Source organism: Amycolatopsis ultiminotia (assembly GCF_039536925.1).
GTDB lineage: Bacteria > Actinomycetota > Actinomycetes > Mycobacteriales > Pseudonocardiaceae > Amycolatopsis > Amycolatopsis ultiminotia.
Map to the genome: position 1 here is coordinate 491,820 of NZ_BAAAZN010000005.1, position 15,020 is coordinate 506,839.

General features: G+C 71.2%; 14 protein-coding genes. 8 read left to right on the forward strand and 6 right to left on the reverse strand.

Annotated elements, in window-relative coordinates; genetic code table 11:
- Nucleotides 1-3: 3 nt before the first annotated feature.
- Nucleotides 4-525, reverse strand: a complete 522-nt coding sequence (locus tag ABD793_RS14950; RefSeq protein ID WP_344860205.1) for a MauE/DoxX family redox-associated membrane protein — start codon at nucleotides 523-525, stop codon at nucleotides 4-6.
- A gap of 86 nt (nucleotides 526-611) precedes the next feature.
- Between ABD793_RS14950 and ABD793_RS14955 the strand changes: the two genes are divergently transcribed.
- From ABD793_RS14955 to ABD793_RS14970, 4 genes are all read left to right on the forward strand, one after another.
- A complete protein-coding gene (locus ABD793_RS14955; protein WP_344860059.1) occupies nucleotides 612-1,442 on the forward strand; it encodes a glutamate ABC transporter substrate-binding protein in 831 nt (276 codons plus the stop codon).
- Nucleotides 1,439-3,871, forward strand: coding sequence for an ATP-dependent helicase HrpB (gene hrpB, locus ABD793_RS14960; protein ID WP_344860061.1), 2,433 nt, complete (start codon nucleotides 1,439-1,441; stop codon nucleotides 3,869-3,871). Before ABD793_RS14955 ends, hrpB begins: the two co-directional genes overlap by 4 nt.
- Before the next feature lie 77 nt (nucleotides 3,872-3,948).
- The gene (locus ABD793_RS14965; protein WP_344860064.1) at nucleotides 3,949-4,863 is read left to right on the forward strand and encodes an ATP-binding cassette domain-containing protein; all 915 of its coding nucleotides are present in this window, start codon (nucleotides 3,949-3,951) and stop codon (nucleotides 4,861-4,863) included.
- Nucleotides 4,860-5,618, forward strand: a complete 759-nt coding sequence (locus ABD793_RS14970; RefSeq protein ID WP_344860067.1) for an ABC transporter permease — start codon at nucleotides 4,860-4,862, stop codon at nucleotides 5,616-5,618. The genes ABD793_RS14965 and ABD793_RS14970 overlap by 4 nt, the downstream gene beginning before the upstream one ends.
- 4 nt (nucleotides 5,619-5,622) lie before the next feature.
- On the opposite strand, the gene ABD793_RS14975 is transcribed toward ABD793_RS14970, so the two are convergent.
- A complete protein-coding gene (locus ABD793_RS14975; protein ID WP_344860069.1) occupies nucleotides 5,623-6,177 on the reverse strand; it encodes a TetR/AcrR family transcriptional regulator in 555 nt (184 codons plus the stop codon).
- A gap of 49 nt (nucleotides 6,178-6,226) precedes the next feature.
- Between ABD793_RS14975 and ABD793_RS14980 the strand changes: the two genes are divergently transcribed.
- Nucleotides 6,227-7,351: an FAD-dependent monooxygenase gene (locus ABD793_RS14980; RefSeq protein WP_344860071.1), complete on the forward strand. Its 1,125-nt coding sequence runs from the start codon at nucleotides 6,227-6,229 to the stop codon at nucleotides 7,349-7,351.
- 225 nt (nucleotides 7,352-7,576) lie between these two features.
- Here the strand turns inward: ABD793_RS14980 and ABD793_RS14985 are convergent, their stop codons facing one another.
- Both ABD793_RS14985 and ABD793_RS14990 read right to left on the reverse strand, forming a co-directional pair.
- Nucleotides 7,577-8,224 carry a response regulator gene (locus tag ABD793_RS14985; RefSeq protein ID WP_344860073.1) on the reverse strand — a complete coding sequence of 216 codons (648 nt, stop codon included), beginning with the start codon at nucleotides 8,222-8,224 and terminating at the stop codon, nucleotides 7,577-7,579.
- Complete coding sequence (locus tag ABD793_RS14990; RefSeq protein WP_344860075.1) at nucleotides 8,221-9,768, reverse strand: sensor histidine kinase; 1,548 nt, start codon at nucleotides 9,766-9,768, stop codon at nucleotides 8,221-8,223. Before ABD793_RS14990 ends, ABD793_RS14985 begins: the two co-directional genes overlap by 4 nt.
- Before the next feature lie 82 nt (nucleotides 9,769-9,850).
- On the opposite strand from ABD793_RS14990, the gene ABD793_RS14995 reads away from it, so the two are divergent.
- Nucleotides 9,851-10,060 carry a hypothetical protein gene (locus ABD793_RS14995; protein WP_344860077.1) on the forward strand — a complete coding sequence of 70 codons (210 nt, stop codon included), beginning with the start codon at nucleotides 9,851-9,853 and terminating at the stop codon, nucleotides 10,058-10,060.
- Nucleotides 10,057-10,785: a hypothetical protein gene (locus ABD793_RS15000; RefSeq protein ID WP_344860079.1), complete on the forward strand. Its 729-nt coding sequence runs from the start codon at nucleotides 10,057-10,059 to the stop codon at nucleotides 10,783-10,785. Before ABD793_RS14995 ends, ABD793_RS15000 begins: the two co-directional genes overlap by 4 nt.
- Here ABD793_RS15000 and ABD793_RS15005 read toward each other — a convergent pair.
- Nucleotides 10,767-10,988, reverse strand: a complete 222-nt coding sequence (locus tag ABD793_RS15005) for a hypothetical protein (protein ID WP_344860081.1) — start codon at nucleotides 10,986-10,988, stop codon at nucleotides 10,767-10,769. The genes ABD793_RS15000 and ABD793_RS15005 overlap by 19 nt on opposite strands.
- Nucleotides 10,989-10,998: 10 nt before the next feature.
- Nucleotides 10,999-12,126, reverse strand: coding sequence for an inorganic phosphate transporter (locus ABD793_RS15010; RefSeq protein ID WP_344860083.1), 1,128 nt, complete (start codon nucleotides 12,124-12,126; stop codon nucleotides 10,999-11,001).
- A 1,355-nt stretch (nucleotides 12,127-13,481) separates the two neighbouring features.
- Here ABD793_RS15010 and ABD793_RS15015 point away from each other — a divergent pair.
- On the forward strand, nucleotides 13,482-15,002 hold the full coding sequence (locus ABD793_RS15015) for an acyltransferase (protein WP_344860085.1): 1,521 nt from the start codon (nucleotides 13,482-13,484) through the stop codon (nucleotides 15,000-15,002).
- The last annotated feature ends 18 nt before the right edge of the window (nucleotides 15,003-15,020 follow it).

A 15,020-nucleotide genomic window follows, 5' to 3' on the forward strand; every position in this document is an offset into this window, starting at 1 on the left:
TTCCTAATTCCCTTCCGCGATGCTCGTGGAGTAGTCGTCCGGGGTGCCTGCGGAGTTCCCGCCTGCCGTACCGCCGCCCCAGCCGAGCCAGCCATCGAGCGAAAACCATGTGCGGGGCCGCACCAGCAGCCACACCGCGAGCAGGGCGAACCCGGTGTCCCGCAGGATCTCCTGCGGGTACGCGGTCTGCCCGGCGGCCACCTGCCCACCGCCGCCGAAGCAGCCGCAGTCGATGCTGAGCCCGCGGGCCCACGACTGCGCGATGCCCGCGACGAGCACGGCCAGCAGCACCAGCGCGACACCCGCGACCCACCGCGTGGCCAGCCCGACCAGCAGCAGCAACCCGAGCACCAGCTCCAGCAGCGGCAACGCGATCGAGACCGGCCGCACCAGCGCATCGGGGAGCACGTCGTAGGCCCGCACGGCGAGGTAGGTCTGGCCCGGATCCGCGATCTTCACGCCACCGGACACGAACCACACGGCCGCCAGCCCGAGCCGGGCCAGCGTGCCGACGGTGTCGAGCACGGGTTGGGGCAGTCGTCGCACGAGAATAGGCTAGCCGCCGGACCTGAGAACTCTGTGAGCACTCGACTTCCCGATCGGAGGCGGACATGCGGGGGCGTATCCTGTTCGCCGTCCTGTTTCTGCTGGTCAGCTGTGTTTCCTGCGGTGCGGGCACGGCCTCGCCAGGGGATCCGCTGCCCACCAGGGCGCGTGACGGTGACCACCTGACCATCGGGATCCGGTTCGACAACCCCGGCCTTTCCCAGCGCACGGTCGACGGCCGGTACGTCGGCTTCGACGTGGACGTGGCCACGTTCGTCGCCGGTGAGCTCGGCGTTTCGCCGGACCACATCAACTGGCGCGAGACGACCCCGGCCACCCGCGAGTCGGATCTGGCCTCCGGCGCGGTGGACCTGGTGGCGGCCACCTACTCGATCACCGATCAGCGCAAGCGGCAGGTGAGCTTCGCCGGACCGTATTTCGTCACCGGTCAGGACCTGCTGGTGCGGCTCACCTCGACCGACATCACCGGACCGGAGAGCCTCAACGGCCGCAGGCTGTGCTCGGTCACCGGGTCGACGCCGGCCCAGGCGGTGCGCGACAAGTTCGCGCAGGCGGTCAAGCTCGTGGAGTACCCGCGGTACCCGGACTGCGTCACCGCGCTGCTCGCAGGCCAGGTCGACGCGGTGACCACGGACGCGGTCATCCTGGCCGGGTACGTCGCGCAGAACCCGGAGTTGCTGCGGGTGGTCGGGCACACGTTCTCTACCGAGCGCTACGGCATCGGCATCCGCAAGGGCGATCTCGAGGGCAGGCAGGCAGTGGACGACGCGATCGCCAAGATGGTCTCCGGCGGCGACTGGCTGCGCTCGCTGCAGGCCAACATCGGGCCGTCGAACTACCCGCTGCCGCAGCCACCGGAGATCACCGAGAAGTGACCGAGCCCGCAGGCAGTCCCGCGCTGCCGGACCTGCCCGTCCGCGCCGTGCTGCCGGACCTGCTCGCCGCGCTGGACGAACACGGCACCGCGGTGCTCGTGGCCCCGCCGGGAACCGGGAAGACCACGCTCGTGCCGCTCGCGCTGGAGCGCGGCGACGGCCGGGTGGTGGTCGCCGAACCCCGCAGGCTCGCCGCTCGCGCGGCCGCCTCGCGGATGGCCGCTTTGCTGGGCGAACCCGTCGGCGAGACGGTGGGTTACTCGGTGCGCGGCGATCGCAAGGTTTCGCCGCGGACCCGGATCGAGGTCGTCACCTCCGGCCTGCTCGTACGCCGGGTGCAGCGGGATCCGGAGCTGGCCGGAGTGTCCACTGTGCTGCTCGACGAATGCCACGAACGCCACCTCGACGCCGATCTGCTGCTCGCGTTGCTCCTCGACGTCCGTGCCGGGCTGCGCGACGACCTGCGGCTGCTCGCCACGTCGGCGACGGTCGCCGCCGGACGGCTGGCCGAGTTGCTCGGCGACGCGCCGGTGGTGACCGCGCAGGCCCGCACGTATCCGGTCGTCCTCAGCTACCGGGCACCGGCCAGGGGACAGCGGGTCGAGGCGGCGGTGGCGTCGGCAGTCCGGCTCGCACTGTCCGAAGGAGACGGTGACGTACTCGCCTTCCTGCCTGGCGCCGGAGAAATCTCGCGTACGTCGGCGTTGCTCAGCTCCCTCGACGCCGATGTGCTGCCGCTGCACGGGCGGCTGTCCGCGACGAGGCAGGACGAAGCACTCCGGCCGCGTGCGCGCCGTCGGGTGGTTCTCGCGACCGCGGTCGCGGAATCGAGCCTCACCGTGCCCGGAGTACGTGCGGTCGTGGATTCCGGGCTGGCCAGGGTGCCACGCGTCGATCACCGCCGAGGTCTCGCCGGACTGGCCACCGTGCGGGTATCCGCGGCAGTGGCGGAACAGCGGGCAGGACGGGCCGGGCGCGAGGCGCCGGGGCGGGCCTACCGCTGCTGGCCGGAGCACGAGCAGGCGACGTTGCCCGGCTATCCGGAGCCGGAGATCCGGACTGCCGAACTCGCCCGGTTCGCCCTGGAACTGGCGTGCTGGTCCACTCCGGACGGCAGCGGGCTGGCCTGGTGGGACCCACCCGGCGAAGGTGCGCTGGCCGCCGCGCGCACCCTGCTCGCCACCCTCGGCGCGACGACGTCCGATGGCACCGTCACGCCACGGGGTCGTCGGATGGCCGATCTCGGCCTGCACCCGCGGCTCGCCCGTGCGCTGCTGGACGGCGCGGCAGCGGTCGGCGCGCGGGCGGCGGCCGAGGTCGTCGCCCTGCTCGACGCCGGAACGACGCTCACCGATGTCGAGGCCGAGCTGCGCCGGCTCCGTTCCGCACACGACGATCCGGCTCGCCGGTGGCAGCGGGATGCCCGGCGGTTGGCCGCGTTGGTGGATGCACCACCGAACACCGGACCGGCCGATCCCGCCCTGATCGTCGCGTTGGCACATCCGGAACGGCTGGCGCGCAAGCGTTCCGGCTCGGCACCGGTCTACCTCATGGCCGGTGGTACCGCGGCCGAACTGCCCGGCGGCAGCGGCATCGGCGACGCGGAATGGCTGGCCGTTGCCGAGGCCACCCGCGATCCCGGCCGGGCACACGGCACGATCCGGCTCGCCGCGACTGCGGACGAGGCGCTCGCCGTCCGTGCCGCACCGGCCCTGTTGTCCGAAGTGGACGAAGTGCACTGGGACGGCGAGGTGGTGGCGCGGCACGTCCGCCGGCTGGGTGCGATCGTGCTGGGCGAACGTCCACTGCGGAATCCCGACCCCGCGCTGGTGCACGACGCCGTGCTCCACGGGCTGCGCGCGGAAGGGACCGCGTTGCTGCGCTGGAGCCAGGACGCCACTCGGCTACGGGAGCGGATGGCGTTCCTGCACCGGGCACTGGGCGCACCCTGGCCTGCGGTGGACGACGAGACGCTGCTGTCCGATGTGGACTCCTGGCTCGACCTGTCCCGAGTACGCCGGCGAGCTGATCTGGCGGCCCTCGACGCCGGTGCCGCGCTTCGCGGTCTGCTGCCGTGGCCCGAAGCGACCCGGCTGGACGAACTCGCCCCGGACCGGCTGGAGGTGCCCTCCGGCTCGCGGCACCGCGTGGACTACCACGGCGAACAGCCCGTGCTCGCGGTGAAGCTGCAGGAGATGTTCGGCTGGACGCAAACCCCGGCGCTGGCCGGGGGCCGGGTGCCGGTGCTGCTGCACCTGCTCTCCCCCGCCGGCCGCCCGGCCGCGGTCACCGCGGATCTGGAATCCTTCTGGCGCAACGGATACGCCGCGGTCCGCGCCGATCTCCGCGGCCGCTACCCGAAGCACCCGTGGCCGGCGGACCCGGCCACCGCCACTGCCACCCGGCACACCACCCGCCGGGCACGCTGAGCCCCTGCCGAAAGTCGGGGTGGGCACCCGCCGGTCGGCCGATGCCCTTGCCCCGTCCGGCAGCGCACAGTCGAGGCATGATCACGTTTCGCGGGTTGACGAAGCGCTATGGGGAGAAGACGGTGGTCGACGGTCTCACGTCGGTCGTCGCCTCCGGCGTGGTGACCGGGTTCCTCGGACCGAACGGCGCCGGCAAGTCCACCACCATGCGGATGACGCTGGGCTTGGACCATCCGGACGCCGGTGCCGTGCTGATCGGGCGCAAACCGTACGACCGGCTGCGGTATCCACTGCGCGAAGTCGGCGCGATGCTGGAGGCGAAGGCGGTGCACCCGGGCCGCAGCGCGGGCAAGCATCTGCTCGCGATGGCACGCAGCAACGGGATTCCGGCACGCCGCGTCGAGGAAGTGCTGGCGACGGTCGGGCTGAGCGACGTCGCGGGCAAACGCGCCGGCACGTTCTCACTCGGCATGAGCCAGCGGCTCGCGGTCGCGGGTGCCCTGCTCGGCGACCCCGCCGTGCTGATGTTCGACGAACCGGTGAACGGCCTCGATCCGGACGGCGTGCGCTGGGTGCGTCAGCTGATGCGATCGCTCGCCGCCGAGGGCCGCACGGTGTTCGTGTCCAGCCATCTGATGAGCGAGATGCAGCTGACCGCCGACCACCTCGTGGTGATCGGCAAGGGAAAGCTGCTCGCAGACGCACCGATGGACGAGTTCCTCGCGGGCAATTCGAGCAGTTGCGTGTCCGTACGGGTACCGGTGCCTGCGCAGCGCGCCGCCCTCGCCGAACGGCTGCGGACGCTGGGGGTGTCCGTGCGCCACGACGAGGCCGGTGAACTGCTGGTGGACGACGCCACGGTGGACCGGGTGGGAGACCTGGCGCACGAGCTGGGCGTGCGGCTGCACGGCCTCGGCGAGCGGACGGCATCGCTGGAGCAGGCCTATCTGGAGCTGACCGCGTCGTCGGTGGAATACGGGGTGCGGGCATGACGAAGTTCGCGATCGCCGCGGAGTGGACGAAATTCTGGTCGGTGCGCGCCACTTGGTGGTGCCTGGCCGGCGGCGCGCTGCTGATGGCGTTCTACGCGGTCGTCTCCGGTTCCTCACAACAGTTCAGCGGCGACCGGCCACAGGCAGCGCACGGCATCGTCGTGACCGGCGCGGTGTACCTGGTCGAGTTCTGCGTGATCACCGTGGCGACGTTGTTCGTGACGAGCGAATACACGAGCGGCTCGATCCGCTCGACGCTGCAATGGGTTCCGGTGCGGCCACGGGTGAGCGCGGCGAAGGCGGCGGTGCTGGCGCCGGTGTTGTTCGGGTTCGGGGTCGTGGTCGCCGCGGTCGGGATGGTGATCGCGAAGGTGCTGATGGCAGGCAGAGGCCTGCCGACGACGTTCGGCGAGGGCTTGCTGACCGCGCTGGGCATGGGCGCGTACTTCGCGTTCCTCGGCGTGCTGTGCGCCGGGATCGCGTTCACCCTGCGCAGTGCGGCGGGGACGCTGGTGGTGATGATCGTGCTGCTGTTGCCGTTGCCGCTGCTGATGTCGTCGTACGTGCTGCCGGCGGCGATGAACTACTTCCCGGCGTTCGCCGGGATCAACGCGATGGTGCCGCCGGGGGACGTCAACCCGATGTTCGGCGGGACCCCACCGTACGGCGCGTGGATCGGGGTGCTGATCTGCCTCGTCTGGAGCGCGGCCGGGCTCCTCGCCGGCACTGTACTGCTGAAGCGCAGGGACGCCTGACCGCTCAGACTCCGGCCAGCCCCAGTCCGGTCAGCACTGCACGGGCTCCCGCGGTCAGTTCGTCCTTCGACGGAGGACGGCGGGAACCCGTGCCTGCCAGCGCATCGAAGATCGAGCCGTCGAGCCAGCCGATGAGGACGCGGGTGTCGCCTTCCGGCGAACGCGATCCCGCGGCTGCCAGCACTTCCGCGCACTGCCGACGGAGCGCGAGGCCGCCGGCGTCGTAGCCGGCCCGCAGTTCGGGACGACGAGTCGCTTCGAGCGCGAATTCGTACCGTGCCAGCACCCTCGTGCGTCCCTCGGTGATCGCGGCGTGCACGACCGCGCCGAGGAATTCCGCGAGACTGCCCTCGCGTGGATCTTCGACCTCTTTCTGGTCGAGCTCGATCATCCTGGCCGCGGTCAGTTCGAGCAGTGCCGATCGGGTGCGCGCGTAGTACGACGTGGACCCCGCGGGCAGCCCGGCGGCGCGGTCGACCGCCCGGTGCGTGAGCCCCCGCATGCCCTGTGCCGCGATCACCTCGATCGCCGCGTCGCCGATCGCCGCTTTCCGGTCCACACCCATACTCTACAGGTGTAGAGTCCGCTCCAGACGAAGAGGAGAGGTCATGGGCACACAGCACGCCGTGGTGGTCGGCGGCGGGATCGGCGGTCTCGCCGCCGCGATCGGCCTGCACCGCATCGGCTGGCGGGTCACGGTGTTCGAGCGGGCCACCGCGTTCACCGCAATCGGTGCCGGGATTTCGTTGTGGCCCAACGCCCAGCGCGCCCTCGCCGAACTGGGTGTCGCGCCCACCCTCGCCCTGCAACGCGAGGCCGGCGTGCTCAACCGACGAGGACGGCGCCTCGCGCACTGGGACGCCGAGGCGTTCGTCCGCCATCAAGGCCTGCCGCTGGCCGCCATCCACCGCGCAGCCCTGATCGACGCGTTGCGCTCGGCATTGCCCGGCGAAAGCCTGCACACCGGCGTCGAGGTCACCGCGGTCGAGCCCAGCGGACTGGTCCGGCACGGGTCGGAGTCGACGCAGGCCGACCTGGTCGTGGCCGCGGACGGCATCAACAGCCCGATCCGGCAATCGCAGTATCCGACCGCGCGCGTGGACTACAGCGGTGGCGCCGCTTTCCGCGGCATCGCCAGGCTGCCCGCCCGGCTGAGCACCTCCTGGGCGCCCGGCACGGAAATCGGCATCATCCCGCTGCCGGACGACCAGGTGTACTGGTGGATCTCCGAAGCCCGCCCGGCCGGCATCCGGCACGAGGACAACCGCGCCTATCTGGCCGCGAAGTATGCCGGCTGGCACGCGCCGATCCCGGAACTCATCGCCACCACCCCGGAAATCCTGCTGCACGACACCCATCACCTGGCCACCCCGCTGCCGAGCTACGTCCACGGCCGGATCGTCCTGCTCGGCGACGCGGCACACGCCATGCCCCCGTTCCTCGGCCAGGGCGGTTGCCAGGCACTGGAGGACGCGGTGGTACTCGCCGCCGCCTGCGCCACGGAGTCCACAGTGGATTCGGCAGTACGCCGCTACGACGCCGAACGCCGCCAACGCAGTCAGGAGGTGGCCCGCCTCTCGGTACGCGCCGGAGCCACCGGACCGTTGCTGCGCAACCCGATCGCCGTCGCCGCCCGGTACGCACTGCTACGCCTCATGCCGGCCGCAGCAGTCGCACGGGTCGGCACCTCGGTCAACAACTGGCACCCACCGGCCATACCACCAGCCCGATAACCGGCGAAAGCCCGAGATCCGGCACCGGCCCGATCACCGCTCAACCCCGACGACCACCCGGCGACCGCCCAAACCCCGACACCAACGCCCACCCGACACCCGCTCAAACCCCGACGCCCACCCAACCCCGACGTCCGCCGCCCGGTCTCAGCACCGGGACGGCGCGAAACCCGGGCTCCCCCACCCCCATCGGCTCCTGCGGTCACCGCATCGAGAAAACGCCGCTCACACCAGCCCTGCCTCGTACGCGGTGATCGCCGCCTGCACCCGGTTACGTGCGCCGAGCCGGGTGAGGATCGTGCTCACGTGCGCCTTTACCGTGCCCTCCACCACGAACATCCGGGCCGCGATGTCCGCATTGGACAGTCCGTCGGCGAGCAGGGTGAGCACCTCCCGCTCGCGTGGCGTCAGTGCCGCCGTGCGGTCCCGCGCGGCGGCAGCCCGGCCGAGACGGTCTCCGGAGAGCCGGGTGATGACTCGGTGCGCCACCTTCGGCGACAGGAACGCGGCACCGTCGGCAACCGCGTGCACGCCCGCGAGCAGTTCCCGTGGGTCCCCCGACTTGAGCAGGAACCCGCTCGCGCCAAGGCCGAGTGCGCGTTCGATATAGGCGTCCTCACCGAACGTGGTCAGCATGAGCACCCCGGCGTCCGGCAGCGCCCGACGGATCTCCTCGGCCGCGGCAAGACCGTCCAATCCGGGCATCCGGATGTCCAGCAACACGACGTCCGGCCGGTTCGCCCTGGCCAGTTCCACCGCCTCGCGCCCGTCGCCCGCCTCGGCGACCACCTCGATGTCCCGGTCGGCGGCGAGGATGGCCGCCACCCCGGCCCGGATCATCGCCTCGTCGTCGGCAAGCAGTACCCGGATCACCGTTCGTCCTCACTGTAGGAATCCTTGGTCACGAGCAGGCCGCCGGCGAAGCACAGCCGGTACGCCGCCCGGTTCAGATTGAGCCAGGTCCGCTCGGTGCCGTAGTACTCGCAGGTGGTGCCGGGTGGCTGCGGTGGCTCGTTGACCACCGGACGCGGCCCGCGCTGCCGCTCCGGCAGCAACGCCGCGAACGTCTCCCTCGGTTCCCCCGTCCTGATCTGCGCGTACGCCGAAGCAGGCAGCTCGGAGTCGTACCACTGCACGAGGAAGGCCAGTCCGGTCCCGCCGAGGATCACGCCGAACAACGCCAACGGGACCACGATCGCCTGTACCAGGCTGCGCCGCACGTCCCGGCGGGCCAGTTCCTGTTCCCGCGCGGCCTGCCCGACCACCTCGTCGTCTCCCGGTTCCGGCGCGGGCGCGGCGGCGTGCGGCAGCTGTGCGGCCACCTCGAACCCACCGTCGGCAGGCGCCGCGCGCAGGGTCCCGCCGACCAGCCGCACCCGCTCCCGCAGGCCGATCAGCCCCAGCCGGCCCGACCCGCCCGGCAACGGACCGGCCGGCGGCACGGCGTTGCGCACGACCACCTCGGTGGCCTCCGCGGAGCTGGTCACGATCACGGTCACGGCTGCGCCGGGAGCATGCTTCGCCGCGTTCGTGAGGCCCTCCTGCACCACGCGGTAGACGGCTCGGGCAACCATCTGCGGTGCGTCGTCGAGCGGGTCCAGCCGCGCCTCGATTTCGATTCCGGAGGAACGCGCTCGATCGATCAGCTCGGTCGGATCGCCTTGCACCGGCTCGACCGGCGCCGCGTCTTCCCGGAGCAGGCCGATGATCTCCCGCAGCCGCTCGGTCGCCTCGGCGGCACCTGCCCGCAGCTGCCCGGCGGCTTCGCGCTGCCCCTCGGCCAGCCCGGTGGCCACCTCCAGCGCGGCGGCCCGTACCGCGATGAGGCTCAGCTCGTGCCCGAGCGAATCGTGCATGTCACTGGCAATCCTGGCCCGCTCACGCAGCCGGGTCTCGCGTGCCACGAGCCGGTAGCGGCTTTCCATCTCCTCGGCACGCCGCCATCCGGTCCGGGCCAGTTCCCGCCGCAGCCGGACGTGCCGCCCCAGCAGGTACGGGGCCACCCCGGCGAACGCGAGCGCACCGAGCATCACGCCCCATGCGTCGAAGCCCGCCGGCACGAACGCCGCCGGCGGCAGCCCGGCCAGCGCGATGGCCGCGCAGATCGCGCTCATCGCCCGCACCCGTGACATGCGCAGCCCGGCCGGGTAGGCCAGGGCGATCATCAGGAAGAGCTCCCAGACGGCCACTTCCGCCTGCCAGCCGAATGAGACGACCAGCGTGGTCATCATGGTCACCGCGAGCGACACTGCCGGCCACCGACGTGCAGTCGCCACCGCGACGGTGACCGAGGCCAGACCGTAGGCCAGCTCCCAGTGGTCCCTCCCCGCCGCGTCGCCGACCACGAGCAGGCTCAGCGCCGCCCACAGCGCGATGTCGAGCGTCACCCGCCACCTGCGCCGGGTCGCGTCCCTCATCGTGGCCACGCTACAAGGGCGGCACGCCCGGCCACCACTGACGAAAGTCAAGGTCCGCGCCGTGGGTGCATGATGGGTCACCATGGCTGAGCGCACCCTCGCCGAGCAGCTCGGCGGCCCACTCCCCGCAGGTATCGAAGCCCTGCCCGAAGAGCATCGCCAAGACCTGGCCGCGGCGCTGGGCGACGCCCGGCACCGACAGGCGAAAGCCCTCGCCCAGGCAGGCGAAGAAGCACTGAAATACGTGCCGGCCTTGCTGCGTGGCGCGGTGCGGAAGGCAGTCGGCCTGTGAACCCGGAAATCCTCAAGCTCGCGCGGGCACTCGGCGTCGATCCCGAGCGGCTCGGCTACCTCGCTGACGTGGACGAAAGCGACGTCCGCCTGCTACGCGAACAAGTCACGACGACGCTGTTCGACGCCAATCTGGTGGTACTGGAACGCATGGCGCTGGCGAGCCGCCTGCTGCCTGCACCGGTGGTCGCGAAGATCGCGGAGAAGGTGTTCGGCCCGCTGCTGTGCGCGCGGATCGCCGGGCTGGTCGACGTGTCCCGCGGTGTCGACGTCGCGAAGCGGCTGCCGCCGAAGTTCCTCGCCTCGGTGGCAGCGGAGCTGGATCCGCGCCGGGCGACGGCGATCATCACGCGTGTCCCGCTGTCCACCGTGCTGGCGGTGGCCAGCGAGCTGGCCGGGCGCGAGGACTGGATCACGCTGGGCCGGTTCGTCGGACATCTGCCGGACGAGACCGTACGGCGCAGCATCGACCTGCTGGACGACGTGGGGCTGCTGCGCACCGCGTACGTGCTGGACGACAAGAACCGCGTCGACCACGTGCTGAGCCTGCTGCCCGCGAGCCGGTTGCCGGAGCTGGTCCGGGCGGCCGCCGCCGACCCTTCGTTGTGGGAGCCGACCCTGGATCTGCTGGCCCACCTGGGCGAAACTCGCCGAGCCACGGTGCGACCGCTGCTCGGCGAGCTTCCGGAGGAACTGCGGGCCCGCGCTCAGGCCACGATCAAGTAGATCCCGTAGGCGACGACTGCCGCGGAGACCACGAAGCACACGATGGAGCCGGTGAACTGCACGACGCCGCTGCCGCCCTGCTCGCGGGCGATCGCCCGTTCGGACAGCCCGCGGACGCCGTAGGCGAACAGCACGGTGAGCACCACGGCGGCGACCAGTGCGACCACGAACACGGTGCCCAGTGCACCCCAGTCGATGTCCATATCCGCTCCCTCAGACCGCAACCGGGGCGGCCTCGGCGGCCTCCGGCTCGTTGATGTTCCTGGCGTTCACCGGATTGCGCCGCGACGCGAGCCAGATGCCGAGCGCGAGCAGCACCCCGACCCCGCCGACCGCGATCGTGCCCCAGCTGCCGCGGGTGGACACCGCGGCCGCGACCGCCCCGACGATCGCCGCGGCAGGCAACGTGAGCACCCACGCGACCACCATCTTGCCCGCGACGCCCCAGCGCACCTCGGCGAGCTTGCGGCCGAGACCGGACCCGATGATGCCGCCGGAGGTGACGTGCGTGGTGGACAGTGCGAAGCCGAGGTGGGACGAGGCCAGGATCACCGCGGCGGAACTGGTTTCCGCCGCAAAGCCCTGTGGCGTCTGGATCTCGGTGAGCTTCTTGCCCATGGTCTGGATGATCCGCCAGCCGCCGAGGTAGGTGCCGAGCGCGATCGCCAGGCCGCAGGCCGCGATGACCCACAGCGGCGGGTTGGAGCCCGGTGCGAGCGTGCCGCCGGCGATCAGCGCCAGTGTGATGACGCCCATGGTCTTCTGCGCGTCGTTGGTGCCGTGCGCGAGCGAGACGAGGCTGGCCGAGAGGACCTGGCCGGTCTTGAAGCCCCTGCCCACCACGTTCTGGCGCGCCTTCGCGGTGATCCGGTAGGTGAGGAAGGTACCGGCAATCGCCACGATGCCCGCCACGATCGGCGACGCGACCGCAGGGATCAGCACCTTTTCGACGACCTTGCCGAAGTGCACGGCGTCCCCTCCGGACGCGATCCAGGTGGCGCCGATCAGCCCGCCGAAGAGTGCGTGCGACGAGCTGGAGGGCAGCCCCACCAGCCACGTGACGAGATTCCACACGATCGCACCGATCAACCCGGCGAAGATCACCACCGGCGTGACTTTGGTGTCGTCCACGATGCCGCCGGAAATCGTCTTCGCGACCTCGATCGACAGGAAAGCACCGACCAGGTTCAGCACCGCGGAAATGGCGACCGCGGTGCGGGGCTTCAACGCACCGGTCGCGATGGACGTCGCCATCGCGTTGGCCGTGTCGTGAAACCCGTTGGTGAAGTCGAACGCAAGCGCCGCGACGATCACCACCAGGACGATGAGAGAGAAGTCCATTGCGTGTGTCTCCAGCTCGGCGGTCGTGCGCTGTCGACGCTACCCACCGATCGGGCGACACCAGATCCCAGTAACGGTGTCCAGTTCCTGAACTCTGCGTGAACGAGCCCTTGCACCCCACCCGTGCACGTCCGGTCCGCCCCCCGATAGCGAGCCACCAACGGACGGACCGGACAAACCGTCCCGCCAACCCCGGCGCCGCGCACTTCCCACTGGGGCCAACCCCACCCCGATCCCGGAGGCAGAACCCAGTGCCCACCCCACCCGAACCTGCAAACGTGGACGACCGAAACCACGAACACCCCCACCCGACCGGAGAACCCACCCAATCCCCAGACACACCCACCCATACACAACGCACCCGCCAACCACCACCGCACACCCACGCCCCATCTCCGCTCAACACGCCGCCACACACCCCGACCCCACCTCCACTCAACACCCCGCCACACACCCACGCCCGACCTCCACCCAACACTCCACGGCACCCACACTCCACCTCCGCACGGCGCACACACCCACCTCCGCGCGACACTCCACCGCACCTCACCGCACGACACCCTCCACGCCGCACGGCATCACACCTCCGCCCCCGTCACGCACCCGCGCACCACACCGCCTCTCGCAGCACACCGCCGCCTACGGCGCACACGCTCGCCGACTACCGCCGCACACCACCAACCCACCGCCCCACTACACACCGCGTCTCCACCACGCACCACGAATCCACCTCACACCAACAAACCACCGCACACCACCAACCCACCGCACCACCAACCCACACCGGCCACCACGCCCCACCGCACCACCAACCCGCCGGACACCACACCACCGCACCACCAACCCACCAGCCACGCCCCACCAACCACCACGCCCCACCGCACACCCGGCCTCACCAACCCTCCAGACACCACGCTCCACCGCCGAGCCACCGCACACCGCGTCTCCGCCCAGCACCAACAAATCACCGCATCCCCACCGGACGCCACTAGCCCGCCGGACACCGCGCCCCCGCCGCGAACCAGCAATCCATCGCTCACTACACCCCACCCAGCACCACCAACTCACCGCAGCCCACCCAGCACCACCGACCCGCCACAGCCCCATCGCCACACCACCAACTCACCGCAGCCCACCCAGCACCACCGACCCGCCGCAGCCCCGTTGCCGCACCGCCAACTCACCGGGCACCGTGCCGAGTTTGCGGCCACAGCGGTCATTCCGATGCGCTTCGGGACGCGCCGGGCAACCCGGTCCGTCTGGCGCGGCTCGGGTGCCCGGTCGGCCGTACGTCAGGCAACCGCCGGCCCGGGAAAGGGCCGGGGCTGCCCGCCGACCTGATCGAGGAGACCGGAATGGCCACCACTGCTGTCCGACCAAGTGAACCGGCGCCGGGGAGAGCGGGACGGTGCCTGGGGTGGACGCTGGCCGCCACGGTGGTTTCCGGGGTGTTGTTCCACTTCGGTCTCGGGTTCGAGCCGGTCGCCGTGCTTGCCTGGATCGCACCGCTGCCGGTTCTGCTGCTGGCACCACGTGTCGGCGGGTGGGTAGCGAGTGCTGCCGCGTTTCTCGGCTACTTCGCCGGAAGCGCAGGCAGCTGGAGTTACTTCCTGAACTCGTTGACCATCCCGCTTCCCGGCGCACTCGCGATCCTGATCGGCGCACCTCTGTTGTTCGCCGCAACCGTCGCGTTCTTCCGGCGGCTGGTACGGGTAGGCAGGCCGATTCTCGCGACGGTGGCAACGCCCGCGCTCTGGACCGGCGTGCTCTACGGTGTCTCGCTCCTGAGCCCGGTCGGCGTCATGGGGACCTTCATGACCAGCCAGGCCGACCACCCCGACGTACTGCGGATAGCGTCGGTGAGCGGCGGCTGGGGTATCGAATACCTCGTGCTGCTCGCCCCGGTCGCATTCGCCGCGGCGTTCGCGCCAGGCAGGCGAGCGTCGGCAAACTCCGCTACGCCCCAGCCTGCCCCGCACGCATCGGCCCAGCCCGCAGGTTCGCCGCCGGCTCCGCGCGGGGTGCGGACGTCGGCCCGCGCAGGAATCCTCGTCGTCACCGCAGCGGCCGCCGGGGGTGCCCTCATGTGGGGCGCAGCAGCCCCGTCCGGTTCGGCGAACCACGTGCGGATTGCCGTGCTCGCGCGCAGCCAACCGCACTGGGCCGCGGATCCGGCCACCGGAGCAGGCCGGCAGGTCCTCGAGTCCTATGTAGACGCGCTTGCCGTCCTCCCGCCCGACGTCCGCATCGCGGTACTGCCCGAAGGCGCCTTCGGCAGCGACCGCGCCCGGCTGGCGAACATCACCGGCCCACTCTCCGACCTCGCCCGCGCGAAGCGCCTGCACATCGTCACCGGCACGATCGTGCAGGATCCCGGACGCACCTACAACACCGCGCTGGACGTACCGCCGACCGGCCCGATTGTCGAGTACCACAAGTGGCGCACCGGAACCTCTCCCGTCACCGCCGGCAACGACCTTGCGTTCCTCCCCGGGCAGCACATCGGCCTCGAGGTCTGCATGGACGTCAACGGCTCGTCACCAACCAGCGACTACGCCCCCGCCGGCGCCGGCCTGATCCTCATCCCGGCGTCCGATGAGGACGTGGACGGCTGGCAGCACAGCCGCACCGCCGTGCTGCGCGGCGTCGAGAACGGTGTCTCCGTCGCCTGGAGCGCCACCCGCGGCGCGCCGACTCTCAGCGACGCCACCGGTCACGTACTCGCCGACACCCGCACCGGCAGCACACCGATGGCGACCGCGACCGCCGACGTTCCGCTCGGTACCGGCGACACGCCGTACCGCCACCTCCACGACTGGTTCGCCTGGCTCTGCGGACTCACCGCGCTGCCCGGTCTCTTCCTCACGCGCAAGTGAGGCGGGACGTGTTCGGCA